Raw genomic sequence first — 26,440 nt, forward strand, 5'->3', positions numbered from 1 at the left:
TTGTATATGCTGGTTTATCATTGTTAGCTATTAGACAGACATATCCATACGTATTATCTCGTAGTTTCTTTCAGAAATCAAATATGATTCCTATATAAATACAAACTGACTTGTCACATAATAGTCTGTATACCATAGTCTTTTAGGAGAGGTAAAAGTCTAGGGAGCATCCCAATTTGGCAAAAATATACGGAACTGACGTAAAAACCCTTTTAAATCCTCTTCTCTTTGTGTCCTAACTTGCGGGAAGCCGCTTTGCGTCTATGTGTCCTTCTCTAAGAGACGCTGCGCGTAGCTTGCTTCCCCGCAGGGGTATGCAGCTCGCTTTTTATTCTCCGGGATAAGCCAGAATCTCGGATGTAAATTAAACTTGCACATTTGGGAAGCTCCCAAAGTCCATTGCATACAAACGAGCGATCGCTATATTTATGTTATCAAAAACTCAATGCACATATTATGTGTAAAATTTCAAAATTTTTAACTTTAAATTTATAATTATGAATCATCCCTAGTGCAGATTAAAAATTGCAACTTCTTAATAATTCATTTTAAATTCACGGAAGAGGTTCACCAGTATTATATTTCGTTACAATTGAATTGCTGCTATAAATACAACAATGCATTTAAATAAAGTCGAATAAATTACTATATAAATCCGGCAGCATTTACTTAGTCATCATTTTAGAACCGTGAAAATTCATCCTCACTCCGAATTTAACCATCGCCGCGATCGCTATGAACAGGGGTTGCAAAATTTGCTCGATCGCCTTGTTAAAACAATGCAGCGCGATGAGTTAGTCCGGCAAACAACCAATCAACTCAGAGAATCACTTCAGGTTGATCGGGTGGTATTGTATTACTTTTACGGACAGTGGCAAGGACAAGTTACTTTTGAATCCTTGAGTTCTCAAGAATTTTCAATACTGGGTACTACTGGTCCAGATGGTTGTTTTAACGACGAGTATGCTGCTTTATACTTGGCAGGAAGGGTAAAAGCGATCGCTGATATTGAATTAGAGCCAATCGAATCTTGTCACCGAGATTTTCTCCGCAATATGCAGGTTCGTGCCAACCTGGTTGCACCAATTTTGATTCCCAGAGGATTATGGGGATTACTAGCAGCACATCACTGTCAAGGTTCTCATCATTGGTCGCCATCAAATATGGAAATGATGCAAGCAGGGGCGCAAACTCTAGCAACAGCCCCTTACATACTAGAAAGTTAAAGGGCGCTTAGAAACGTTGTCTACACGAGACTTTACCCAGCGACCTGGGTTAGAAAACCTTACAAATAGGATTTACGCAAAACTACACGCGGTAGGAGCAATTCATGAATTTCCCCTACCTGAAAATAAGGAGAAAAAACTGTGAAATTTGGTTACACGGTCATCTGGGTAGAAGATGTAGTTAAAACTGTTGAATTTTACGAAAAAGCTTTTGGTCTAGTTCGTCGTCCTCTCCAGGATAAAGGGCAATCTATCTGGGCCGAAATCGAAACTGGAAACACCACACTAGCTTTCTCTTCCAGTAGCGAAGCACAAAAGTTATTTTCTGGCGGTTTCTATCCCAACGATCCCACACAACCACCACCATTAATCCAGATATCATTTATCACTCCTGATGTTGGCAGCGCTTATATGAGAGCGATCGGAGCAGGTGCAAAAGCATTAGATGCCCCTAAAACTCATGGGGGACAAACTATCGCTCGTGTCCGCGATCCCAATGGCGTGTTGGTGTCATTGGTGAGTGGCTAGCAAGCCAACTTAAGCCCAAGCGAATGCAATTCTAGCAGCTAATGTTAAATCTAAGTGCTAGTGGATGTGAGGTTAGGATAGCTAACCAATTTGGCGATTTGCCTATAGTTAATATCAAAGCAAATTCTTTTTTTAAACCTTCTTTTTGGACTCTTTTTATTCCTCTACGAGGTGCTAACCAATTGCGGAAGCAGATGCATGTAGAATTGCTGAAGTTATCAACAAACTGTACTCAACTTCAAGCAAGTAATAGCGGTTATTTTATATGGGTAGATCAACCTGATGTCATCATGGATGCTGTGAAAATTGTTCTAAAGACAGTTGATCCTTCTCGTCCGGGTTAACAGGCATAGATGTTGAACAGGGAAATTATGAATTTTGTTTTGCATTATTCATAAGTCAATTATTTTCTTTTCTCCCCAATCTCCAAATTTTATGGATTCAAATCCAGTATTGTGTGCAGCGATCGCAAATCATATTACCACCAGTCCCCAGCAGCGAATTACTTTCGCCCAATTCATGGAACTGGCATTATATCACCCTGAATACGGCTACTATTCCAGCGATGCACTCAAAATTGGCTTTAAAGGTGGTGATTTTTTCACATCTCCTAACCTCTGCGCTGACTTTGGCGAGTTACTTGCAGAACAATTTTTCCAAATGTGGGAAATTTTAGGAAAACCTATACCCTTTTCTCTAGTAGAAATGGGAGCAGGTCAAGGGCTGCTAGCATTGCATATCCTCAAATATCATCAACAGCACTACCCAGAGTTTTTTACCGCCCTAGAGTACATCATTGTTGAAAAGTCCCCAACTTTAAGACAAGAACAGCAGCAACGCTTACAAGATTTACCGGTGCGTTGGTGCAATCTAGAGGATATACCACCAAATGCGATCGTAGGCTGCTTTTTTTCCAACGAGTTAGTAGATGCGTTCCCCGTGCATCAATTCACCCTAGAAACGGGAGAACTCCGAGAAATCTATATAACCACAGATAGTAATGAAAAAGAAACCTGCTTATCATTTGTAGAAGTCACAGGGGAACCTTCAACGCTCAAACTAGCTGAATATTTAGACTTGGTGGAAATGGACTTTAGTCAAAGTGCATATCCAGAAGGCTACCGCAGTGAAATTAATTTAGCGGCTGGTGACTGGTTGAGTATAGTAGCAGACCGCTTGCAGCGTGGCTATGTGTTAACAATTGATTATGGCTACCCCGCCAGTCGTTACTATAATCCCAGGCGATCGCAAGGAACGCTACAGTGTTATTATCAGCATCGTTTCCATGACAACCCTTATATTAATATTGGGCAACAAGATATCACTGCCCATGTTGACTTTACGGCTTTGGAACGCTGGGGCGAAAAGTGCAATTTAAAGAATATTGGTTTTATCCAGCAGGGATTATTTTTGATGGCGTTGGGTTTAGGCGAACGCATTGCAGCCCTTTCTTATCAAAAGCAACCCCTCTCGGAGTTACTACAGCGACGCGACGCACTACACCAACTTATAGATCCTACAGGGCTAGGCGGCTTTGGAGTCCTAGTTCAGAGCAAAGGTCTGAACAATACAGAAACTTCTCAACCAATAAAAGGATTGACCCTGCCAAAGTAAAGGTATATTTGAAAAGTTAAAACTCTATTTAAGAATGCAGTATCAATCTTATTTAGACTAGCATAACAGTGAATACTGTAAAGTTAAACACATTACCAAAGTAATAATTATGTCAACTCATGACCTGCTAATGCTAGCAACACTACTTACCCCTGGTATTTTACTTTCAGTGATAATTATGGTGACTTTTGCCGCTGGTGGTTGATTGCCAGAGTTACAGAGTAGCGGTGGGGAGTAGAAAACCTGAGATTTAGGATTGTATCTTAAGTCTCAAATAACTACTCTCCAACTAAGTATTGAATCAAATAATGCAAACGCGATGTTCGCGATGGGCTGTGACGCTATTCACGAGATGCTGCGCGAACAAAGACTCGCTATCGGTGACGCTGTATTAAAGGAACATGAAAAATGAAGGTGGCATTTCTGGGAACTGGACTGATGGGACTACCAATGGCTCAAAGGTTATTAGCCGCAGATATACAGCTAGTTGCCTACAATCGCACCCCAGAAAAATTAGCACCACTACAAGCAGCTGGGGCTGAAATTGCTACACATCCCCGCCATGCTATTCGTGCTGCTGAGTGCGTAATCCTCATGCTTACTAATGCCCCGGCCATTTATAATGTGTTGCTTTCAGATACTGCTTGGCAAACTCTGGAAGGACGCACAATCGTTCAAATGGGAACAATTACTCCCACAGAAAGCCAGGAAATAAGAGATGCAGTTGTTGGTGGTGGTGGTGAGTATTTAGAAGCACCTGTATTAGGGAGTATTCCAGAAGCAAAAGCTGGCAAGTTGAGTGTTATGGTAGGGGCAGAGCCAGAACAATATCAACGCCACTTGAAATTACTCCAAAATTTTGGGACAGAACCTTTACTTATAGGGCCTGTGGGATCTGCGGCGGCGCTCAAATTGGCACTAAATCAACTAATAGCTTCCCTAACAACTAGCTTTGCTCTGAGTCTGGCTTTCGTCCAGCGTCAGGGTGTCGATGTCGATGTGTTTATGCAAATTTTACGCGACAGTCCACTCTACGCACCTACCTTTGACAAAAAGCTACAACGGATGTTGGATGGCAATTATGCCGATCCGAACTTCCCCACAAAACATTTACTCAAAGATACAGAATTATTTATCTCGGAAGCGAAATCCCGAAGTTTGGATCTCAGTAGTATTAAAGGTGTTCGGCAAATCTTGCAAACAGCCGTGAAAATGTCATTTGCTGATGATGACTACTCATCACTGTTTTCTGTAATTAAAGAATGGGGAGAGTGATGGCGGAATAAATAATTCGTAGAGTAGCACAGCTAGCTATGCTACCCTACTTAAAAAATGTTGCAAGACACATTGAAGAAAGTTTCTTACACCCCAGCATCCCTGATATACCCTTTGAAAATGCTGAATTGAAAGGTTTTAATCTTTAATAAGGATATTACTGCCCATCAGTAGTATTAGTAGTTGATTGAGGAAATGGTAGAGATTCAGTCTGGGGTTGGGGCTGAAGCTGAGGCTTAGGTTCAGGTTGAGGATTCAAAAAGTCTTGCCAAGTCTTAATTTGCTCTTGCGCCGCACTATAAGCAGCACTACCGCGTGGAATCGATTTAGCAATGTCAATCCCTCTGGCAATATCAGACTGACCTTGAGAGCGGGCTATTTCTAACAATTGCTGACTCCATTGGTCAATAGCCACATTCGCATCCATACGTAAGATGCTATTGTTTGAAACCCGATCTGCCAGCCGTATTGCTTCAATCAAAGCTTCTGGCGTGCCAGCCGCGCCCACTTCCTGGGCTTTTTTCCAGTTTTCTTTTGTGCGGATTTGACCTTCCCAGTCATTTATCGCAGCTTGTGCTTCCCCAGAAAGCGCCCTTCCCGACGAGGCAATTTGTTGGGCGGCGCTAATGGCAGAGGTGAGATTTCCACTCTGAGCCAGTTCTTGTGCTTGATCCAAGTAGGGTTGGTCTTGAATTCGCTGAATTTTCCCTACCCAAGTCCGAATTTTTTTCCGTGCTTCTGGATATAATGCCCGACCTCTACGAATTTCGCTGGCTTGAGCGATCGCAGTTTGCAAGGAGTTAATATCATCAAATATTGCTATCTGTTCGGCGCGGTCTAAGTAAGGTTGGTCTTCAATTGTCTCCACCTGGGCATTCCAGCGACCTATCTCTTGCCTAGCTTCTGCGCCTCTAGGGTTACTAGCAGGGATGAGTTCCACTTGAGCGATCGCTGCTGTTAAATTAGGGACTGTTCCCTGACTAGCCAATATTCTTGCTTTTTCCAGATGGGCAACATCTTCAATTTCCAACTGCCAACGAGCAATTAGTTGCTGTGCTTCGTTATACACTGGTCTGGAAGGATCGATTTGTTGTGCTTGAGCGATCGCAGCCTCTAAACCAGAAACATTACCTATCCAAGCACTTCTTTTTGCGTCAGCTATGGCGATAAAGTCATCTGTTTCGCCCTGTAATTTCGCACTTTCTGGAATTTGTCGAGCAATATTCAGTGCTTCATCGGCATCCCGCTTGTCTAGTTTTGCCTGTGCCAATTCCAGCATTTTGCGTCCAAATGCAGGAACCGCTTCCTGAGCTTTTTGATAAAGGTAACTTTCCTGCCCAATGGATTCAGCTAGCTTGATGGCTTCCAGTAAATTATCGACAACTTTGCTATTTGCTAAACTTTCAGCTTTTCCTAACTTATCGCCATCTTCACGCGCTGTGGCAATTAGACGATTCAATTGGTCGTATTTAGTACCCGCCCAGAATTGATTGTCTACGCGCAGCATTTTGGCGGATAACATGAAGGCCGATTGCCAGCGCCGTTCCTTTACTTCTGCGATCGCACCGTTGTATGTGGCTTCAGCCTTTGACCAAATTGACTGCCATTTGTCAACTTGTTCATCGACTAATTTATAGGCTGCCACATCTTCCGGTATCTGACGAGCAGTAGCGATCGCTTCCTCTAAATTTCCTGTTTGGAAGCTTTGATCGGCTAGCTTTAAAATATCCCGCGACCATTCTCCGATGAAACGATCGATTTCTCCATGCAATGGATGATTTGCTGGTAGTTGCTTCACCAGAGCGATCGCTTGCAATAGGTCGTTTACTGTCTGCTTAGAAGCCGCCAGTTGAGCGCAGTGTAACCGTACAGAAGCACTAGCTAAAGGCCAGAAAATCGAGGGGCAATTAGGAGCAGCTGGCAACTTTAACAGCATTGCCATTGCCAAAAATCCCACACTGCCGGGAATCAACAGTAGTAGTGCTAGCCATAATGTCCAGCTTTTCATCCAGCGTGGCCATTTCCCAGAAGTACTACTGAGTTGGGCAGTTTCTTCTGAATTACTATTTACAGGTAATCCTTCTCGATGGTTTTTTTTTCGCCGCTTCACTGACTTGGAGGTAGAACCAGTAGCTGGGACATCAAATGGTTGAGTTTCACCGAATTGTTCTGTTCGGGATAATCTTTTGTTTTGATCTGGCTTTCTTCCACTGGCTGAAGACCAACTGTCTGGAATATCCCGCTCTGTCATCTCTCACACCAAAATAATTGAATAGCGCTCTGTTTTAGGTCGATAATTCCATTGTTGACATAGTAACTTTCTCATGATTAAAAAGCTACTTTTTTGATTATCTCTCTCCACAGAGTAGCATTATCAATCTCAAAAAACAGTGCTATTTTATACTTTATCCTGAAACAGTAGATTCAGCTTGCAAATCGGCAATTAGTTGAGCTAACTGCTCGCTACTTGCCTGGTAAACATTGCCACAAAAGTCGCAAGTTGCTTCAGCACCATCATCTTTAACAATCATATCTTGCAGTTCGGCCTCTCCCAAAATTTTGAGTGCCCCCAAAACGCGATCGAAAGAACAACCACAGTGGAAGCGCAATATTTGCCGTTCGGGAAAGATTTGCAGTCCCATGTCGCCCAAGAGGTCGGTAAAGATTTCAGTCAAATTCTTCCCAGCTTGCAACAATGGCGTAAATCCTGCCAGACTAGCGACCCGTGATTCTAAGGTTTCTACTAGGGCTTCATCTCTGGCAGCTTTTGGTAACACTTGTATTAGTAATCCTCCAGCCGCAGTTACTCCGCCTGCTCCCACAAACACACCTAAAACTAAAGCTGAAGGTGTTTGTTCGGAATTCACCAGATAATGAGCCACATCATCGCCAATTTCCCCAGAAACTAGTTCTACCGTACTGGAGTAAGGATAACCATAACCAACATCCCGCACAACGTAGAGGTAGCCACCACCCACTGCACCACCAACATCTAGCTTGCCTTTGGCATTGGGAGGCAATTCTACAGATGGATTCCCCACATACCCGCGTACCGTACCATCTAAGCCTGCATCTACCAATATGCCGCCCAAAGGACCATCGCCTTTTACCCGGACATTGACCCTTGACCCAGTTCGCTTCATACTAGAAGCCATCAACAAACCCGCCACCATAGTCCGTCCCAGTGCTGCCGTTGCCACATAAGAAAGTTTGTGGCGCTGCCGTGCTTCTTCTGTTAAACGTGTGGCGATCGCACCTACGGCACGAATTCCACCTTCGGCTGCTGTTGCACGAATTAACTGATCCGCCATGAATAACCTTACATTTCTTAACAAGTTCACTTTTTCTATTCTAAGTTCTCTGCTGCAAGAAAAGTAATGTAGTGGAGTGTTAAGCAAATAAACGGCTGTCATTGGTCATTGGTCATTAGATTATTTGCAAAGCACAAAGGACTAATGACTAATGACAAAAACTATTTGCAATATTAGAAATAGCGATGTCTCACTTTTAGGCAATCTTAGAAAAATGCTGGGTAATTTTCAACAAAGCCAACTGCGGATCGAAATTGAAGCGCCAACAGATGTAATTCGTGACAGTCTGCTGCATCCGGTACAACTAGAAAAATGGCTCTTAGGGCAACGCTTTGCACCAGGAATGCCAGAAGAACTGCTTCCTGGATTTCAGTTTACAACCTGGACTGGGCCAGTCTCGGTTCATCATCAAGTAGACGTTGTAAAATCCAACTGTCTCCGTTTGCTACTCAGTGGAGGTATTGACGGGTTTCACGAATGGTACTGGGGAGAAGGTTGGGTACAATCCCGCTTGGAAGGAGTTTCACTTTTGCCCTTGAATTTGGGTCAAACTTTGAGTTTGTTGAGCTTGCGTCAATTTCTGGCAACTCAAGGACGTTGAATTAACTGGAGATGAAGGGAATGAGAATTGGGGCATGGGGCATTGGTTATTCTTTGCGTCCCCAGTCTCCAGTTCCAAAACCAGAAATAATACTGAGAAAAATTTTTACCAATGCAGATAAATCTTCTGGAACTTAATAGTATTTTTGGTCTTGAGTCACCTGACGATTTGCACGATGGTAAACGAAAAATTGAAATTCAGAGGTAAGTCGTTTAGTAACTGCTGGGGTTGTAGTCACAGCACAATCGTCTGATTTGCCTTTACCTGATTTTAATTCGGCTTTACCACCAACACCGAACAATTTGCTTCTTCTACAACTTGACTGCTAACAGAACGCTGGACAATTCGCTTCATCCCAATCAACCCCCGACTACCAATTAGGATTAAGTCAGCTTTGTAAATATTAGCAAGACGAATGATTTCTTCGGCAGGATCGCCAGTTACCAGTTCTAACTCACTTGTGACTGATAATTTTTCCTGATAGGATTGCAACTGTTTTTCAAGCTGAAAATAAGAAAATGTTGGGGACTCTGGTTGAGGACGATCTGCGGGTACTTCCATCTCTGACTCTGGCGTGGGAAATACATGACAGAGAATAATCTTGGTATCTTTTGACAACGCCAAATTATCTAAACTTTGAATTACTCGTTCTCCAATTTCCGAACCATCTAGAGCTACCAAAATATTCTTTAGCACCGCTCTCGTCTCCTATAAGAGTAGACCCCTTAAATAAGTATGTAGTAAAACTGGAGTAAAACTTGTTGGCAGTTACACTAAATTGTTTCCCATCTGATTATTTAGTTTATGTATTGGAGGCTATGCCATAAATCGGTTTCACCAACTTTGACTTAGGGTGTGCTTACTAGCTTATTACAGAAATAACTCTTTCCTTAATAAGCCAGTGGATTAGGCGGGCAATGCCTAATTTGTAGATGCCCGCCAAAAGGCTTAAGCAGGGTAGCGACTTGTCGTCAGATATCGCCATCCAAACTTTTACTCGCTACCGACAGAGTGACTTTTGTCAATACTATTAGTAAAAACTTAACCATTCCAAATCACTCTTCTTGCTGAATTCGGCGGCGGACTGAATCAGCATGAGAAGGTAAGCCTTCTGCTGTTGCTAGGACATCAATGGCACCAGCCACATTTTGCAGCGCAGTTTGGGAGTATTGAATAATACTGGAGTGTTTCAGGAAGGTTTCAACCCCTAATGCCGAGGCATAGCGGGCAGCGCCAGAAGTTGGCAAGGTGTGGTTAGGCCCTGCCAAGTAGTCTCCCACAGCTTCTGGTGTGGAGTAACCCAAAAAGATTGCTCCAGCGTGGCGAATCTGTGGTAAAAGTGCCCACGGGTCTTTTACTTCTAATTCCAGGTGTTCAGGGGCAAATTCATTTGAGAGTTCTGCTGCTGCTTGGAGGGATTCCACAAGGACAATCAACCCATAATGAGCGATCGCTTTTTCTGTGTCTATTCGCCGTGGATGATCCACTAGCTGTCTTTCCAAGGCTAATTGCACATTTTTCGCCAACGCTGCATCTGTCGTCAGTAAAATTGCTGCCGCCATTGGATCGTGTTCGGCTTGGGCTAGCAAGTCAGCAGCTACATGCACCGGATTTGCGCTTTCATCTGCAATCACCAGCACTTCGCTAGGGCCTGCCAAAGAATCAATGCCGACGGTGCCATAGACAAGTTTTTTCGCAAGGGTGACATAAATGTTACCAGGCCCAGTAATCACATTAACTTTCGGAATCGTTTCTGTGCCATAGGCTAAGGCGGCGATCGCTTGTGCGCCCCCAATGCGATAAATTTCTTGCACTCCTGCTTCTTGGGCAGCTACTAAGACTGCTGGGTTAATTACACCCCCTGGCCCTGGTGGTGTCACCATCACTATATGGGGTACAGCAGCAACACGAGCCGGAATTGCATTCATCAGCACTGTACTGGGATAGGCTGCACGGCCACCAGGCACATACAACCCCGCTCGATCTACGGGAGTGTAGCGTTTGCCCAGCACTACTTCATCGTCGCCAAAGTGTACCCAGCTTTTTGGGACTCGTTGACGATGAAACGCTTCAATTTGGCGACAAGCTAGCCGAAGTGCGCCCAACAACTCCTTTGACACCTGCTGATAGGCTGCATCTAGTTCCGAGCCTGTAACTCGAAGTTCTTCTGCTTTCAGGGTTTGTTTGTCAAATTCGGCTGTGTAATGCAATACAGCTTTGTCGCCTTGGCGCTTCACTGCTTGCAAAACTTCGCGTACCGTTGCTTCTTTGTGAAGCACCTGTTCGTCATGGGTGCGATCGCAGATCCGTTGCAGTTCTGCTCTAACGTCTGCCTGCTGAGTGATGATTCGCAGCATGGAGTAAGGACAATGCCAATAATTATAATATTCACACCTGAGATTTAGTATTGCTCTTGAACCACTGGGGTATGCAAGCTGACTCTAATTCTCTTCTCTAGCTTAACCTGGATTTTTTTGATACTCTCAAGGCTGCCAATAGATGGTTTACTTGAGAAGGCGACTTAATTGCTCAGTCCGACAAACCTTAATAGGCTGACGGCAATAAGTGGGTGTGCCATTTTCCACTACCCCTTTGCGCTTCCCATCACTCCTTGCGGGGTGCAGGTGATCTGTTTGTACATCAAATTCCCCTGATTTACAGGGGATAGGGTCTGAGTATAGTTATTACTTATTTTCCTAACTTATTAGTACTTAACATCTCCTAATACAGACACGATTTTATATCGCTTCTGTACTTTCAAACCTCCTGAAAAGCTGGTTACAGTTTTTTGCCTCTGACAATACATCCTAAATTCAGGACAGATTACATTGACAATCGTACTGTTTTATCAGCTAGAGACCAGTGAGTTAGGGTCACTATTTTATTTTATATCGCTTATTTTAACGCATTTCCTCAATTGACGACACACTAAATTGGGGACTGGAGAGATTGGGAAGCACGAGAATAACTATTCCCCAATAGCAATAATTAATTTTTTAGGAAATTATAACATTGGCAATTGAGATGCTATATTAGTAAGTCTAATAGTGTGTGTACATATTAATAGTATTTTTGGAATTGACTGTGGCGAATACAAAGTCTTCTCTCAAGCGTGCCCAAATCGCAGAACGTAACCGACTGCGTAATAAAGCTTACAAATCAGCAGTCAAGACGCTGATGAAGAAATACTCTAGTGCGGTAGCTGTATATGCAGCTAATCCTACCCCAGAATTCAAACAAGAAGCAGAGGCTCGGTTATCCGAGGCTTACGGCAAAATCGATAAAGCAGTCAAACGGGGTGTCCTTCACCCCAACAACGGGGCAAGGAAAAAGTCGAGATTGGCTCATAAACTAAAGCCTGTAACTCAAACAGCAGCTGAATAATTATTGGTGAGCCAGTACATACTCTAACTCAGTGACTCACTGGGTTAGTAACTTTCCTAAAGTTGTAGTAATTGGCGTAAAAGGCTAGTCGCTTATGGAAAGCTAGTGTAGTAAAAAGGGTTTGCACGCCACTTGTTCTATGGCTCTTAACCCATCTAGGCAGGGTTTATTTAGAAGAAACTGTTTTTGTTTATACCAATTAAAACAAGTGACAGGCGTGGTTTTCCTCTTAAATATCAGCCGATCGCGTAGCGGCTAGCATAGGAAAAAGATTTATCTAGAGGGTCATTTGTCCTTAGTCGCGCTCACGGCTAACAATATTATGACGACTAACGACAAAGAACAAAGAATGCAACTGGTAGACACGCACGTTCATCTCAACTTTGATAGTTTTCAGCCAGATTTGGCAACAGTGCGATCGCGGTGGCAAGAAGCAGGAGTAGTACATTTAGTACATTCCTGTGTTCACCCTGATGAGTTTTCTAGCATTCAATCCATCGCCCACGAGTTTCCCGAAATCAGCTTTGCTGTGGGATTACACCCTCTAGATGCTGATAAATGGAATAGCGAGACAGCCGGGAAAATCAAAACTTTAGCTAGTTCTGACTCGAATGTAGTCGCAATTGGAGAAATGGGGCTGGATTTTTACAAAGCTGATAACTATGAGCATCAGCTTATGGTGTTTGAGTCGCAGTTAGCGATCGCTTCTGAACTCAACTTACCAGTGATTATCCACTGCCGCGATGCTGCTATGGCAACCAGGGAAGTGTTGCAAAAATGGCGGGAACTCAAAGGAGAAAGAGTGCGGGGCGTTATGCATTGCTGGGGAGGAACGCCAGAAGAAACTCAATGGTTTCTCGATCTAGGCTTCTACATCAGCTTTAGCGGGACGGTAACGTTCAAAAACGCCAAAGCGATCCAATCCTCAGCTGCGATGGTAAGTAGCGATCGTCTACTAATTGAGACAGACTGCCCATTTCTCGCCCCAGTTCCGAAACGGGGTGAAAGGCGGAACGAGCCTGCCTACGTACTTTATGTAGCCGAGCAAGTAGCTAAACTGCGTCAAGAAACGGTAGAAGCGATCGCCCATCAAACCACCCAGAATGCCCGTGAATTATTCGGTCTGTCAATATAAAGTGGGATCTAATCTCTTTAATTCAGTTGTGCTAAAAAAAATAAAACTCTAGGAAGGGAAAATATGGTAATATTATTCCCTCAAAAACATTTTGCTTGCGCCATAATGATAAAGGAAGGAACCTAAAATTTCTGAGCCTAATTTTCCGTGATTTTATCGGCTTGGCCATCCTCCATATCTCTACAAGCGGATGCTCTCCACACATAACTAACCGTACCAAACCAGGTTGAGCTAGCTAAACTTTTGCACAAAATCGGCTTGATGTGTATTTAACCTATACAAAATCCTTAAACGAAATTGCCTTGTGAGTACAATCCAGCAAAACGAAGTTATTCTGATTCAAAACCGACAAGGTGCGGATCGTTCCCTCAGTCTTAGGATATCTAAGATATCACTGAGAGTCTAAATAGCGGGGTGAATTTAAAACACACCGTCTAGAGCTGCGTCAGCAAATTAACGCGCTTTTTGGAGGGGAAATGAAGAAAGTAGATAAAACTCAGGAATATCTAAACTGTATATTCTTCTTAAATCAAGAATATAGTGGGTTTTTGGTGTCTGAGTACCCGATTAGGGGCAATTACCCCCTTGTCCAAATCGCTCATTCCAGCTTTAATCGCTGCGTTTGCCCACACCTGTTGTAAATAACAAGTGTGTAAGAATCAGTTCCCAAACAGCTAAGGACACTGGCTAGCAGTGGGAAGAGTCAAACAGCAGTGTCCAAGGGAAAATTTTACCAGGTTGACAAAGGAAGAGGCATGACTAAAGAAACATACATGGAACCAGCCTTTCTGCTGCCCGACTTGATTGAAATCCAGCGAGCAAGCTTTCGCTGGTTTTTGGAAGAAGGGCTGATAGAAGAACTGAACTCCTTTAGTCCTATTACAGATTATACGGGCAAATTAGAATTGCACTTTTTGGGTCATAACTACAAACTCAAAGAGCCAAAGTACAGCGTCGAAGAAGCCAAGCGGCGGGACAGTACTTATGCCGTCCAAATGTATGTCCCCACACGCCTGATTAACAAAGAAACCGGGGAAATCAAAGAGCAAGAGGTATTTATTGGCGATTTGCCTTTGATGACCGATCGCGGCACGTTTATTATTAACGGGGCCGAGCGAGTAATTGTCAACCAAATAGTGCGATCGCCAGGGGTCTATTACAAATCAGAAATTGATAAAAACGGGCGACGGACTTATTCAGCTAGCTTAATTCCCAACCGGGGAGCATGGCTGAAATTTGAAACAGACCGTAACGATTTGGTGTGGGTACGGATTGACAAAACCCGCAAACTCTCAGCGCAGGTACTTCTAAAGGCTTTAGGGTTATCAGACAACGAAATCTTTGATGCCTTACGCCATCCAGAATATTTCCAAAAAACCATCGAAAAAGAAGGGCAGTTTTCTGAAGAAGAAGCCCTGATGGAGTTATATAGAAAACTGCGTCCTGGTGAACCACCCACAGTTTTAGGTGGACAACAACTTTTAGACTCTCGTTTCTTTGACCCGAAACGTTATGACCTTGGTCGCGTTGGACGGTACAAACTCAACAAAAAATTGCGCCTTTCTGTCCCCGACACCATGCGGGTATTGACTGCTGGCGATATCTTGGCCGCCGTAGATTATCTAATTAATCTAGAATATGACATCGGTAACATCGATGACATTGACCACTTAGGCAACCGCCGAGTGAGAAGTGTCGGGGAATTGCTGCAAAACCAAGTACGGGTGGGCTTAAACCGTTTAGAAAGAATTATTCGGGAACGGATGACCGTATCCGATGCCGAAGTATTAACCCCCGCTTCCTTGGTGAACCCCAAACCATTAGTAGCAGCAATTAAAGAATTCTTTGGTTCCAGCCAGTTAAGTCAGTTCATGGATCAAACCAATCCTCTGGCTGAACTGACACACAAACGCCGTCTAAGCGCCCTTGGCCCTGGTGGTCTAACCCGCGAACGCGCTGGGTTTGCTGTACGGGATATCCATCCTAGTCACTATGGGCGCATTTGCCCCATTGAGACACCAGAAGGTCCCAACGCCGGATTGATTGGCTCCTTAGCAACCCATGCGCGGGTTAACCTATACGGCTTCCTCGAAACACCATTTAGACCTGTGGAAAATGGGCGAGTTAGATTCGATCTGCCTCCAGCCTACATGACAGCCGATGAAGAAGACGATCTACGGGTTGCTCCTGGGGATATTCCTGTAGATGAAACTGGGCATATTATTGGCCCCCAAGTACCTGTGCGTTATCGGCAAGAATTTTCCACCACAACACCAGAGCAAGTTGACTACGTAGCAGTATCTCCCGTACAGATTGTATCGGTAGCAACCAGCATGATTCCCTTTTTGGAGCATGATGACGCTAACCGAGCGCTGATGGGATCGAACATGCAACGGCAAGCAGTACCCCTGCTGAAACCAGAACGTCCTTTGGTGGGTACTGGTTTGGAAGCGCAAGGAGCAAGAGACTCCGGGATGGTAATTGTATCGCGTACCGATGGTGATGTCACTTATGTGGATGCCACAGAAATTCGCGTCCGTCCTAAACCTAATACCTCAGAAATTAAATACACCCTTTCCAAGTACCAACGTTCTAACCAAGACACCTGTTTAAATCAAAAACCCCTCGTCCGCATTGGCGAAAAGGTTGTTGCTGGTCAGGTGCTGGCTGATGGCTCCTCCACCGAAGGCGGTGAATTGGCGCTAGGACAAAATATCGTTGTTGCCTATATGCCTTGGGAAGGCTACAACTACGAAGATGCAATTTTAATCTCTGAAAGACTAGTGCAGGATGATGTCTACACCTCAATTCACATTGAAAAATATGAAATTGAAGCTAGACAAACGAAACTGGGACCAGAAGAAATAACGAGAGAAATTCCCAACGTTGGGGAAGATGCCTTACGCCAGTTGGATGAACAGGGAATTATCCGCATTGGGGCATGGGTAGAAGCTGGAGATATCTTGGTGGGTAAGGTAACACCCAAAGGTGAATCTGACCAACCGCCAGAAGAAAAACTCTTGCGGGCGATTTTCGGTGAAAAAGCGCGGGATGTGCGGGATAATTCCTTGCGAGTCCCTAACGGTGAAAAAGGTCGCGTCGTTGATGTGCGCTTGTTTACTCGCGAACAAGGCGATGAATTGCCACCAGGAGCCAATATGGTAGTCCGGGTGTACGTTGCCCAAAAACGCAAAATCCAAGTTGGCGACAAAATGGCAGGTCGTCACGGTAATAAAGGGATTATTTCTCGGATATTACCAGCGGAAGATATGCCTTATTTGCCCGATGGTTCGCCAGTGGACATCGTACTCAATCCATTGGGTGTACCCAGTCGGATGAACGTCGGACAAGTATTTGAGTGCCTCTTGGGTTGGGCTGGTCAGACCTTGGGAGTACGATTTAAGATTACTCCCTTTGATGAAATGTACGGTGAAGAGACATCCCGCCGAATCGTGCATGGCAAATTGCAAGAAGCACGTGACGAAACAGGGAAAGACTGGGTATATAACCCAGATAATCCCGGCAAAATCATGGTGTATGACGGTCGCACAGGCGAACCCTTTGACCGAGCAATTACCATCGGTGTGGCTTATATGCTGAAACTGGTGCATTTGGTGGATGATAAGATCCACGCCCGTTCTACAGGCCCATACTCACTGGTGACTCAACAACCCTTGGGTGGTAAAGCCCAACAAGGTGGTCAGCGATTTGGAGAAATGGAAGTGTGGGCATTGGAAGCCTTTGGTGCAGCTTACACTTTACAGGAATTGCTCACAGTTAAATCTGACGATATGCAAGGACGGAATGAAGCGTTAAATGCGATCGTTAAAGGTAAGGCAATTCCAAGACCTGGAACTCCAGAATCCTTTAAGGTGCTAATGCGCGAGTTGCAGTCATTGGGGTTAGACATTGCCGTACACAAGGTAGAAACCCAAGCAGATGGCAGTTCCCTAGATGTGGAAGTCGATTTGATGGCAGACCAATCAGCCCGTCGCACACCTCCTCGGCCAACTTATGAATCTCTTTCCCGCGAATCGCTGGATGATGACGAATAAGGATTAGGCAATAGGGCATGGGGTATAGCGCATAGGCAATGGGAAAAACGCCCAATGCCTAATGCCTGTTCCCAATGTTGTAAAACTAAATATACTCAAAACTCATAACTCATAATTCGGAACTCAGCACTTAAGTATGAGACCTGCCCAAACTAATCAGTTTGACTACGTAAAAATCGGCTTGGCTTCCCCCGAACGCATTCGGCTGTGGGGCGAAAGAACATTGCCTAATGGTCAAGTAGTCGGTGAAGTTACCAAGCCAGAGACGATTAACTACCGAACTCTCAAGCCAGAAATGGATGGCTTATTTTGTGAGCGCATCTTTGGCCCCGCGAAAGATTGGGAATGCCATTGTGGTAAGTATAAAAGAGTCCGTCATAGAGGTATTGTTTGTGAGCGCTGTGGCGTAGAAGTCACCGAGTCACGGGTGCGTCGTCACCGCATGGGCTATATTAAACTCGCCGCACCAGTAGCTCACGTTTGGTATCTCAAAGGCATTCCTAGCTATATTTCCATCCTGTTAGATATGCCCTTACGGGATGTTGAGCAGATTGTCTATTTCAACTCTTATGTTGTCCTGAGTGCAGGTAATGCCGAAACTTTAACTTACAAACAGCTACTGAGTGAAGACCAGTGGTTGGAAATAGAAGACCAAATTTATAGCGAAGATTCTGTGCTGCAAGGCGTAGAGGTAGGTATTGGTGCGGAAGCGCTGTTGCGTTTGCTTGCCGATATTAATTTGGAACAAGAAGCCGAAAGCCTACGCGAAGAAATTGGTAACGCCAAGGGACAAAAGCGGGCCAAGCTAATTAAGCGATTGCGGGTAATTGACAACTTTATCGCCACTGGTTCCAAACCAGAGTGGATGGTAATGGCAGTTATTCCCGTAATTCCTCCTGACTTGCGTCCAATGGTGCAGCTAGATGGTGGGCGCTTTGCAACTAGCGATTTGAATGATTTGTATCGGCGGGTAATTAACCGCAACAATCGTTTGGCACGCTTGCAAGAAATTTTGGCACCAGAGATTATTGTGCGGAACGAAAAGCGGATGCTGCAAGAAGCAGTGGATGCTTTGATTGACAATGGTCGTCGGGGACGCACTGTGGTAGGGGCAAATAACCGACCCCTGAAATCTTTGTCCGACATTATTGAGGGTAAACAAGGACGTTTCCGACAAAACTTGTTAGGTAAACGGGTTGACTACTCTGGACGTTCGGTTATTGTGGTCGGGCCAAAGCTGAAAATTCACCAGTGCGGTTTGCCTAGAGAAATGGCAATTGAGCTATTTCAACCATTTGTGATTAACCGCCTCATTCGTAGCGGCATGGTAAATAATATCAAAGCTGCGAAAAAGCTGATATCACGTAACGATCCCAGTGTTTGGGATGTGCTGGAAGAGGTGATTGAAGGACACCCTGTAATGCTAAACCGGGCACCAACGTTGCACCGTTTAGGTATTCAGTCTTTTGAACCGATTTTAGTAGAAGGTAGAGCAATTCAACTGCATCCTCTGGTGTGTCCGGCATTTAACGCCGACTTTGACGGGGATCAAATGGCGGTACACGTCCCTCTGTCGTTAGAAAGTCAGGCTGAAGCGCGGTTGTTGATGTTGGCTTCTAACAATATTTTGTCACCAGCCACAGGTAAACCCATCATCACGCCTAGCCAAGACATGGTGTTGGGAGCCTATTACTTAACAGCAGAAAATCCCGGTGCGACAAAAGGGGCAGGAAATTACTTTTCTTCGCTAGAAGATGTAATTATGGCTTTCCAGCAAGATCAAATTGACTTGCACGCCTATATTTACGTAAGGTTTGATGGTGAAATAGAATCAGACCAACCGGATACAGAACCCGTGAAAGTGACGGAAAACGAGGATGGTACCCGCACATTACTCTATAAGTTCCGTCGAGTCAGACAAGACGCTAAGGGCAATGTACTTTCACAGTATATATACACAACTCCTGGTCGCGTTATTTACAATAATGCCATTCAGGAAGCACTAGCAAGTTAATTCGTAATTTCTAATTCGTAATTCGTAATTAAAGAATGAATTACGAATTACGAACTACGAATTACGAATTATTAATTATTGATGACTCAGGACTAATGATTAATGACTAACGAAAAAATGATTTTTCGCAATCGCGTGGTTGACAAAGGTCAACTGAGAAATTTAATTTCTTGGGCTTTTACGAATTATGGTACAGCGCGAACCGCAGTGATGGCGGACAAATTGAAAGATTTGGGATTTCGCTATGCTACCAAAGCAGGGGTTTCCATCAGTGTAGATGACTTGATGATACCACCAACTAAGCGATTGCTCTTAGAAGCAGCCGAGGAAGAAATTCGCGCTACTGAAACCCGTTATCAACGGGGAGAAATCACTGAAGTAGAACGCTTTCAAAAGGTAATCGATACTTGGAATGGTACCAGTGAAGCCTTGAAAGATGAAGTAGTCGTTCACTTCAAGAAGACTAATCCCCTAAACTCCGTGTATATGATGGCATTCTCCGGGGCACGGGGTAACATCTCACAAGTCCGGCAGTTGGTGGGGATGCGGGGACTGATGGCAGACCCTCAAGGGGAAATTATCGATTTACCGATCAAAACCAACTTCCGTGAAGGGCTAACTGTGACGGAATACATTATTTCGTCTTATGGTGCCAGAAAAGGATTGGTGGATACTGCCTTGCGGACAGCTGACTCTGGTTATCTCACCCGTCGGTTAGTGGACGTTTCCCAGGATGTAATTATTCGGGAATTTGACTGCGGCACTACCAGAGGTCTTACTATTGGGCCAATGACAGAAGGTGCCAAAACCTTGATTCCTCTGGGAACCCGCTTAATGGGACGGGTAATTGGCGAAGATGTGGTGCATCCGGTAACAAAAGAATTGATTGCAGCACGCAATTCCCCAATTCCTGAAGAATTGGCGAAGAAAATTGAAAAATCTGGGGTTGCAGAAGTTGTGGTGCGATCGCCACTAACTTGTGAAGCTGCACGTTCTGTCTGTCAACACTGTTACGGCTGGAGTTTGGCCCACGCCAAGATGGTAGACTTAGGCGAAGCTGTGGGGATCATTGCTGCTCAAAGTATTGGTGAACCTGGTACTCAGCTAACCATGCGGACATTCCACACTGGTGGGGTGTTTACTGGGGAAGTGGCGCAACAAGTTCGTTCTAAAATCGATGGGACTGTCAAGCTTCCGCGCAAACTGAAGACCAGAACATATCGGACTCGCCACGGGGAAGATGCCCTTTATGTTGAAGCTAATGGCATCATGCTTTTGGAACCAACAAAAGTAGGTGATGTTACCCCAGAAAACCAAGAGGTTCATCTAACCCAAGGTTCAACATTATATGTATTTGATGGAAATAAGGTAAAACAAGGGCAGTTGTTGGCAGAGGTTGCCCTTGGTGGACGGACAACTCGGACTAATACAGAAAAAGCAGTTAAAGATGTTGCTTCTGACTTAGCTGGGGAAGTCCAATTTGCCGAAGTAGTTCCAGAACAAAAAACTGACCGTCAAGGTAATACCACAACCACAGCCGCGCGCGGTGGTTTGATTTGGATTCTGTCTGGGGAAGTTTACAACTTGCCACCTGGGGCTGAATTGGTGGTGAAAAATGGTGATGCGATCGCTTCTAATGGAGTTTTAGCAGAAACTAAGTTAAGCAGTTTGCACGGCGGTGTTGTGCGTTTGCCTGAAGCTACCCCAGGTAAGAGTACCAGAGAAATTGAGATTATCACTGCTTCTGTGGTCTTAGACCAAGCAACAGTGACAGTCCAAAGTTCCCAAGGTCGCAATAACTACTTAGTCTCCACAGGCAACAACCAGGTATTTAACCTCCGGGCTACACCAGGTACAAAAGTGCAAAATGGTCAAGTAGTAGCTGAGTTAATTGATGACCGCTATCGCACAACCACTGGCGGATTCCTAAAATTCGCGGGTGTTGAAGTCCAGAAAAAAGGCAAAGCCAAGCTGGGTTATGAAGTCGTACAGGGCGGTACACTGTTGTGGATTCCCGAAGAAAGCCACGAAGTCAATAAAGACATCTCCTTGCTGTTGGTGGAAGACGGTCAGTTTGTAGAAGCTGGTACCGAAGTCGTGAAGGATATCTTCTGCCAAAACAGTGGTGTCATAGAAGTAACCCAGAAAAACGACATTCTGCGGGAAGTCGTGGTGAAGCCAGGCGAACTGCTGATGGTGGACGATCCAGAATCAGTAATTGGGCGAGATAACACTTTCATTCAACCAGGTGAGGAATTCCAAGGCAATGTCGCCACGGAATTGCGTTATATCCAGTATGTGGAGACACCAGAAGGCCCTGCATTGTTGAGTCGTCCAGTCGTTGAGTTTGCTGTACCAGATAACCCAGATGTGCCATCAACTACATCGGTAAGTCAACAAACTGGGCGATCGATTCAGCTGCGGGCTGTGCAAAGACTCCCTTACAAAGATTCGGAACGTGTCAAATCTGTTGAAGGTGTAGAACTGCTGCGAACCCAGCTAGTGTTGGAAATTGAGCAAGAAGGCGAACAAGACCACAATGCTTCACCCCTAGCAGCCGATATTGAATTGGTACAGGATACCGAAGACTCAGAAGTTCAACGCTTGCAGCTAGTGATTTTGGAGTCCTTGGTAATTCGTCGAGACATTACCGCTGATGCCACCCAAGGTAGCACCCAGACAACACTTGAGGTACACGATGGGCTTTCCATTGCCCCTGGAGCCGTGGTAGCACGTACCCAAATCTTGTGTAAAGAAGGGGGGGAAGTGCGGGGTGTCCAAAAAGGAACCGAAAACGTGCGTCGCTGTTTAGTGCTGCGCGACGTTGACAGGATCGTTACAAATACTAGTACTCAGCCCAAAGTAAAAGTGGGTGACTTGCTAGTAGAAGGTACAGAAATTGCTCCTGGAGTTTTTGCCCAAGAATCAGGACAAGTAGTGGATATTAAAAATGCCCCTGCTGCACCTGGTAGTGACTCAGCTTTGAGTACTAAAAACTACGCTATTACTAGCCGTATCGGTCGCCCCTATCGAGTCAGTCCTGGTGCTGTGTTGCAGATAGAAGACGGCGATTTGGTACAACGGGGTGATAACTTGGTGTTGCTGGTGTTTGAACGCGCCAAAACTGGAGATATCATTCAAGGTTTGCCCCGGATTGAAGAACTGCTTGAAGCTCGTAAACCCAAAGAAGCGTGTATTTTATGCCGCCGCGCGGGTGAAGTTAAAGTAGTTTACGCTGAAAGTGGTGATGAAGCGATCGCTATTAAGGTCGTAGAATCAAATGGCGTGGTGACAGATTATCCTCTGGGGCCTGGGCAAAACTTGATTGTGCCAGATGGCTCAATGGTATTAGCGGGACAACCGTTAACTGACGGCCCATCCAATCCCCACGAAATTTTGGAAATCTTTTTTAGCCTGGGTTCCGAAGACGGAATCTATGCCTGTGCTAGCCTTGCTTTGCAGAAGGTACAGACATTCTTGGTGAACGAAGTGCAAATGGTATATCAGTCTCAAGGGATTGATATTTCCGATAAGCACATTGAAGTGATTGTTCGCCAGATGACCAACAAAGTCAGGATTGATGATGGTGGTGACACTACCATGCTTCCTGGTGAATTGGTGGAACTGCGCCAAGTTGAGCAGGTGAATGAAGCTATGGCAATTACAGGCGGTGCGAGGGCACAGTATACCCCAGTATTATTGGGTATCACCAAAGCATCCTTAAACACCGACAGCTTTATCTCTGCCGCATCATTCCAAGAGACAACGCGGGTACTTACCGAAGCAGCTATCGAAGGTAAATCTGACTGGCTGCGCGGGTTAAAGGAAAACGTGATTATCGGGCGATTGATTCCGGCGGGTACTGGGTACAATACTTATGAAGAACCTGGTGCGATCGAAGATTATGCTGCGGAAATTAGCAGTAGTGTCTTAGATGAAGTTGACGATCCCCTAGATATGGTATTAGATGACCGCACAGCCCGCACCTATAATTTAGATTCTCCGACTCTTGGTGAATCTGGCTTTGGTAGCAGACGTGCAGAAAGGTCAATTCTAGATGAAGAAGATGAATTAATCGCCGATGAAGTAGTAGACGACGACGATTTCGAGGAAGAAGAAGAAGACGATGATGATGATTTCGACGACGAATAAAGACTTGAAATCTCGCGTCTCGATTAAAAGGTAAAAATTGAAAAGGCAAAAGAAGATTTTCTTTTGCCTTTTTATTTTGCTTTATAAGAACACACAATGAGCAACTGTACAGATAGCTAGCTTTTTTATATTTGCGATCGCGAAGTTTTGCATCTTATTTTAATCCACCTTCCTTAAGAAAAAAGGCGTGATAAGTAAGAAGATGAAAGTTACCAGCTTTTCACCTCAGTTAATAAGATTTTTAGGTTGATTTGAACGTTCGCGCAGCGTCCCGTAGGGAAGTGAAACCCATCATCAACTTTTTGGATTTTAAATTGTTAAAACGTAGTTTATCCAAAACCCTTCAATTTCAATCAGTCAATTAGGGTGATTCAAAAGTAACATCCTCATATAAATCTGCAACAGCACATCGAAAGTCTACACTTGCCAAATGAATGATATCTTCTTTTTCATAGGGATAAAATACCCATTGTCTCTCTGAATTGCGGCGAAAACATTCAACATTTAAGCGAGTTTGACTCACAAGTACATATTCTTGAAGTGACTCCATCTGTCGGTAGTCAGCAAATTTATCACCTCGGTCAAAGGCTTCTGTTGTCGGAGATAGCACTTCTACAATTAAGCAGGGATAACGCAAAAAATTATTAAAAGCTTTATCTCGTTGGTCACAACTTACCATCACATCAGGGTAGTAATAGGTATTAATGGACTCAATATGTGCTTTGGTATCTGAGATATAAGTTTGACAACCACTCCCACGCAAATGATTTCTCAGCATAGCAAAGAGATTCCCGCTAATAATGACATGAGTATTACTTGCTCCTGCCATTGCATAAACCTGCCCCTGTCTGTATTCATGCTTTATAGGACTAGTTTCTTTTCCTTTGAGATAGTCTTCTGGGGAAATATAGCTAGAATTTGGAATTGCAACCATTTCTAAGAACCTTGTGTGATGCCTTGTATCTAGTTTAAGAGAAGGTTGACGGCTAAATCTCCTAATTACACGGCACCATAAATCTAGCAATAGCTAGATGCTGTAATTCTCTCAAAGGCTATAATCTACATCTGTCGCACCGAGAGATTAACTTGTGGATGTCATATTAGAACGATCGCACCAATTAAAACAAGCCTTAGTAGATTTTGTCCTTGATGCTGAAGGTGAACTGGCAAAAGCACTGGAAACTTATGCAGCAGAACAGTTGCGCCGTGGAAGTGGCGATAGTACACAGCAGGACTTAATCATCGATAGCTTTCTGACAGGCGGGAAAGTCGGTGACAAATCACCATTAGACTTGTTTATTGAAAGCCATCCAGATTTAGAAGAGAGCGATCGCAACCTGATCAAAAGCTGGCATCATAGTTTTATTGGCTTATTTGCCATTAGTAACATCCTACCTGATGGCTTTGAATTGACGAACTGGCTGACAGATAAACGTTATATTGTCAAGCCAAATAATATCCAAACATTACAGGCAATATCTCGGTTGAAAGTAGGAGAAATTTTACTAACTCGTATTTCTCCTGTCACTGATAGCTACTGGATGTTTTCTGGCCCATACACAATAATGGGCAAATTAGGTAAACCAAAATTGGCTGTAGCAATTGGTAATTTTAAAGAAAACTATAAAAGTAATCTTTACAGCGATGCTCCAGACTTGCTAGAAGAAGCTTGGCAGTCAGTAGAAAAATATCATCAACAGTTTGTGGACTTTTTTGGCTCTGATGAAATCACACTATCTGGATACCATTTAAATAAAAAGATAGCCGAATTTCAAGAAGTAATTACAGAAAAAACCCTTGCAGCCGCAGGAATTGATCCTTCAAAATCTTTAGCAGAAGTGGCAGAAGCAGCTGGCATTGGAGACGAGGAAATCAAAGCAGCAGCACAAGAATTCGGTGCTGATTCCAACGTCGTCTCTCAGATGTTGAACAGCAAAGGTGGCAATAGCAAAATGGTGATGCCAAAGGTTGATTTGCCTGCTGAACTCAAGAAAGCTGAACAGGTAACAGCCCTTTCTCATCCCCGTTGGGGACAAATGTTTTTACCAACATATAGTAAGATACAAGCAATATTATCGGCAGATGACTGGCAAAGTATTCAAGGGGCCGAAAAACTAGTTCGCTACTATCTCGAAGATAAAAGTATCAATGCCTTTGTTTGGCATCGATTAGTGCAACAATATCCGACTCAATTAGAAAATGTGTTGCAAACATTTTTGCAACGTCCAGAATTTCGCCTTGAAAGTGACTTGGATTCGCTTTTGCAAGAATTCCACAAACCTATTGAGCCAGAGTTACCAGATATTGCCAGTGTACCCATACATTTGCATAACTTATTTCAAGAAGCTTTAGGAGAAGTTAGCAAATCGAAGCCCAAGGGTAAAGGGCAACAAAAGCCAGCAAAGGGTTTTCAAAGAGGTTAGTAAATGCAAGGGATTAGGGACTGGGGACTGGGGACTGGGTGAAAAGTCTTTTTGTGTCTAAGTTTCATCATCTGTTGATGTCCTAACCACCAAGGCTTGTGCTATATATAGAAAACCTCACCATATACACGTAGTATTAGTCCTCGGCTATAGCAAAGATACTAGTGCAAGAAGGCAGGAGTCAAAAAAGCTTATATAGTAAGCTTTTTAAATTCAACTGGATAGGAATTTCTGCCGTGCTGCACTAGCTCTTAAGCTCTGGTAAATGCTTTTAGATTGCCTTAGTCAACAAATTACTCAATGAATTTCTTCAAATGAATAAAGCTAAGTTTTGACAAATATTTGAAAAATCTTTTGAGAATTAAAGCTAACAATAACTTGCTATCTCCACCGCGCCAAGGAGGGAGAGCGATAAAACTAGCAACGATAAAACGTAGGCTATGGACAAACTTACCCGCTTCGAGGTAAGCCAATCCTAAAACAGCAAGTGCAATCCCTTTAAATAAAGAATTGTTAACGTTTTGAGCGATCGCTAAAGCCTGTTCTCCATAATCTATGGCTTGAGGAATTTCTCCTAGTGCGCTATGGAGATAAGAAAATTGTGATAACGACTGAGATTCGTGGTGTGGATAAGCTGCTACGCAGCTAAATTTAATAAACAGCATTACCTTTATTTTTAATCTTGCGCTCCCATTTAATAATAAGGCCTCCTTCATTTAACA

At 44.0% G+C, this 26,440-nt stretch carries 18 protein-coding genes; 12 read left to right on the forward strand and 6 right to left on the reverse strand.

The window, feature by feature from the left end:
• The first annotated feature begins 689 nt into the window (after positions 1 to 689).
• The 5 genes from V7K42_RS21875 (at position 690) to V7K42_RS21895 (ending at position 4,643) form a co-directional block, all read left to right on the forward strand.
• Positions 690 to 1,226, forward strand: coding sequence for a GAF domain-containing protein (locus V7K42_RS21875; protein WP_334919413.1), 537 nt, complete (start codon positions 690 to 692; stop codon positions 1,224 to 1,226).
• 141 nt (positions 1,227 to 1,367) lie between these two features.
• A complete protein-coding gene (locus V7K42_RS21880) occupies positions 1,368 to 1,754 on the forward strand; it encodes a VOC family protein (protein ID WP_334919414.1) in 387 nt (128 codons plus the stop codon).
• A gap of 41 nt (positions 1,755 to 1,795) precedes the next feature.
• The gene (locus V7K42_RS21885) at positions 1,796 to 2,098 is read left to right on the forward strand and encodes a hypothetical protein (protein ID WP_334919415.1); all 303 of its coding nucleotides are present in this window, start codon (positions 1,796 to 1,798) and stop codon (positions 2,096 to 2,098) included.
• A gap of 91 nt (positions 2,099 to 2,189) precedes the next feature.
• Positions 2,190 to 3,368, forward strand: coding sequence for a class I SAM-dependent methyltransferase (locus V7K42_RS21890; RefSeq protein WP_334919416.1), 1,179 nt, complete (start codon positions 2,190 to 2,192; stop codon positions 3,366 to 3,368).
• Positions 3,369 to 3,776: 408 nt separating this feature from the next.
• Positions 3,777 to 4,643, forward strand: coding sequence for an NAD(P)-dependent oxidoreductase (locus V7K42_RS21895; protein WP_334712705.1), 867 nt, complete (start codon positions 3,777 to 3,779; stop codon positions 4,641 to 4,643).
• Positions 4,644 to 4,800: 157 nt separating this feature from the next.
• Here V7K42_RS21895 and V7K42_RS21900 read toward each other — a convergent pair whose 3' ends face one another.
• Positions 4,801 to 6,894 carry a chromosome segregation ATPase gene (locus V7K42_RS21900; protein WP_334919417.1) on the reverse strand — a complete coding sequence of 698 codons (2,094 nt, stop codon included), beginning with the start codon at positions 6,892 to 6,894 and terminating at the stop codon, positions 4,801 to 4,803.
• A gap of 154 nt (positions 6,895 to 7,048) precedes the next feature.
• Positions 7,049 to 7,954, reverse strand: coding sequence for an Hsp33 family molecular chaperone HslO (hslO, locus tag V7K42_RS21905; protein WP_334892389.1), 906 nt, complete (start codon positions 7,952 to 7,954; stop codon positions 7,049 to 7,051).
• Positions 7,955 to 8,168: 214 nt separating this feature from the next.
• On the opposite strand from hslO, the gene V7K42_RS21910 reads away from it, so the two are divergent.
• Complete coding sequence (locus tag V7K42_RS21910; protein ID WP_334919426.1) at positions 8,169 to 8,555, forward strand: hypothetical protein; 387 nt, start codon at positions 8,169 to 8,171, stop codon at positions 8,553 to 8,555.
• A gap of 270 nt (positions 8,556 to 8,825) precedes the next feature.
• Here the strand turns inward: V7K42_RS21910 and V7K42_RS21915 are convergent, their stop codons facing one another.
• Together V7K42_RS21915 and hisD are read right to left on the reverse strand one after the other, a co-directional pair.
• Positions 8,826 to 9,251, reverse strand: coding sequence for a universal stress protein (locus tag V7K42_RS21915; protein ID WP_094330481.1), 426 nt, complete (start codon positions 9,249 to 9,251; stop codon positions 8,826 to 8,828).
• A gap of 359 nt (positions 9,252 to 9,610) precedes the next feature.
• Positions 9,611 to 10,912 (reverse strand): histidinol dehydrogenase, encoded by a 1,302-nt coding sequence (hisD, locus tag V7K42_RS21920; protein ID WP_334919418.1) that lies wholly within the window; start codon positions 10,910 to 10,912, stop codon positions 9,611 to 9,613.
• Between the two features lie 727 nt (positions 10,913 to 11,639).
• Between hisD and rpsT the strand changes: the two genes are divergently transcribed.
• The 5 genes from rpsT to V7K42_RS21945 all read left to right on the forward strand — a co-directional run bounded on the left by rpsT (position 11,640) and on the right by V7K42_RS21945 (position 23,295).
• Positions 11,640 to 11,939 (forward strand): 30S ribosomal protein S20, encoded by a 300-nt coding sequence (gene rpsT, locus V7K42_RS21925; RefSeq protein ID WP_334919419.1) that lies wholly within the window; start codon positions 11,640 to 11,642, stop codon positions 11,937 to 11,939.
• A gap of 349 nt (positions 11,940 to 12,288) precedes the next feature.
• A complete protein-coding gene (locus V7K42_RS21930; protein ID WP_334919427.1) occupies positions 12,289 to 13,074 on the forward strand; it encodes a TatD family hydrolase in 786 nt (261 codons plus the stop codon).
• A gap of 755 nt (positions 13,075 to 13,829) precedes the next feature.
• Entirely contained in the window at positions 13,830 to 17,129 is a 3,300-nt protein-coding gene (rpoB, locus tag V7K42_RS21935; RefSeq protein ID WP_334919420.1) for a DNA-directed RNA polymerase subunit beta, read from the forward strand.
• Positions 17,130 to 17,265: 136 nt separating this feature from the next.
• Positions 17,266 to 19,143, forward strand: coding sequence for a DNA-directed RNA polymerase subunit gamma (locus V7K42_RS21940; protein WP_334919421.1), 1,878 nt, complete (start codon positions 17,266 to 17,268; stop codon positions 19,141 to 19,143).
• Positions 19,144 to 19,245: 102 nt separating this feature from the next.
• The gene (locus V7K42_RS21945) at positions 19,246 to 23,295 is read left to right on the forward strand and encodes a DNA-directed RNA polymerase subunit beta'' (RefSeq protein WP_334919422.1); all 4,050 of its coding nucleotides are present in this window, start codon (positions 19,246 to 19,248) and stop codon (positions 23,293 to 23,295) included.
• A 361-nt stretch (positions 23,296 to 23,656) separates the two neighbouring features.
• Here V7K42_RS21945 and V7K42_RS21950 read toward each other — a convergent pair whose 3' ends face one another.
• Positions 23,657 to 24,229: a Uma2 family endonuclease gene (locus V7K42_RS21950; protein WP_334919423.1), complete on the reverse strand. Its 573-nt coding sequence runs from the start codon at positions 24,227 to 24,229 to the stop codon at positions 23,657 to 23,659.
• Positions 24,230 to 24,383: 154 nt separating this feature from the next.
• On the opposite strand from V7K42_RS21950, the gene V7K42_RS21955 reads away from it, so the two are divergent.
• Positions 24,384 to 25,718 (forward strand): hypothetical protein, encoded by a 1,335-nt coding sequence (locus tag V7K42_RS21955; RefSeq protein ID WP_334919424.1) that lies wholly within the window; start codon positions 24,384 to 24,386, stop codon positions 25,716 to 25,718.
• A gap of 293 nt (positions 25,719 to 26,011) precedes the next feature.
• On the opposite strand, the gene V7K42_RS21960 is transcribed toward V7K42_RS21955, so the two are convergent.
• Positions 26,012 to 26,383 carry a tetratricopeptide repeat protein gene (locus tag V7K42_RS21960; RefSeq protein WP_334919425.1) on the reverse strand — a complete coding sequence of 124 codons (372 nt, stop codon included), beginning with the start codon at positions 26,381 to 26,383 and terminating at the stop codon, positions 26,012 to 26,014.
• Positions 26,384 to 26,440 lie beyond the last annotated feature (57 nt).

Source organism: Nostoc sp. (assembly GCF_036917455.1).
GTDB lineage: Bacteria > Cyanobacteriota > Cyanobacteriia > Cyanobacteriales > Nostocaceae > Nostoc.

What these genes read in the sequence shown, in the direction of transcription:
- V7K42_RS21940 (WP_334919421.1), top strand. Translation starts at nt 17,266, where the DNA reads ATGAGACCTGCCCAAACTAATCAGTTTGACTACGTAAAAATCGGCTTG.
- V7K42_RS21885 (WP_334919415.1), top strand. Translation starts at nt 1,796, where the DNA reads ATGTTAAATCTAAGTGCTAGTGGATGTGAGGTTAGGATAGCTAACCAA.
- V7K42_RS21930 (WP_334919427.1), top strand. Translation starts at nt 12,289, where the DNA reads ATGCAACTGGTAGACACGCACGTTCATCTCAACTTTGATAGTTTTCAG.
- V7K42_RS21895 (WP_334712705.1), top strand. Translation starts at nt 3,777, where the DNA reads ATGAAGGTGGCATTTCTGGGAACTGGACTGATGGGACTACCAATGGCT.
- V7K42_RS21945 (WP_334919422.1), top strand. Translation starts at nt 19,246, where the DNA reads ATGACTAACGAAAAAATGATTTTTCGCAATCGCGTGGTTGACAAAGGT.
- hisD (WP_334919418.1), bottom strand. Translation starts at nt 10,912, where the DNA reads ATGCTGCGAATCATCACTCAGCAGGCAGACGTTAGAGCAGAACTGCAA.
- hslO (WP_334892389.1), bottom strand. Translation starts at nt 7,954, where the DNA reads ATGGCGGATCAGTTAATTCGTGCAACAGCAGCCGAAGGTGGAATTCGT.
- V7K42_RS21950 (WP_334919423.1), bottom strand. Translation starts at nt 24,229, where the DNA reads ATGGTTGCAATTCCAAATTCTAGCTATATTTCCCCAGAAGACTATCTC.
- V7K42_RS21890 (WP_334919416.1), top strand. Translation starts at nt 2,190, where the DNA reads ATGGATTCAAATCCAGTATTGTGTGCAGCGATCGCAAATCATATTACC.
- rpoB (WP_334919420.1), top strand. Translation starts at nt 13,830, where the DNA reads ATGACTAAAGAAACATACATGGAACCAGCCTTTCTGCTGCCCGACTTG.
- V7K42_RS21960 (WP_334919425.1), bottom strand. Translation starts at nt 26,383, where the DNA reads ATGCTGTTTATTAAATTTAGCTGCGTAGCAGCTTATCCACACCACGAA.
- V7K42_RS21910 (WP_334919426.1), top strand. Translation starts at nt 8,169, where the DNA reads ATGCTGGGTAATTTTCAACAAAGCCAACTGCGGATCGAAATTGAAGCG.
- V7K42_RS21900 (WP_334919417.1), bottom strand. Translation starts at nt 6,894, where the DNA reads ATGACAGAGCGGGATATTCCAGACAGTTGGTCTTCAGCCAGTGGAAGA.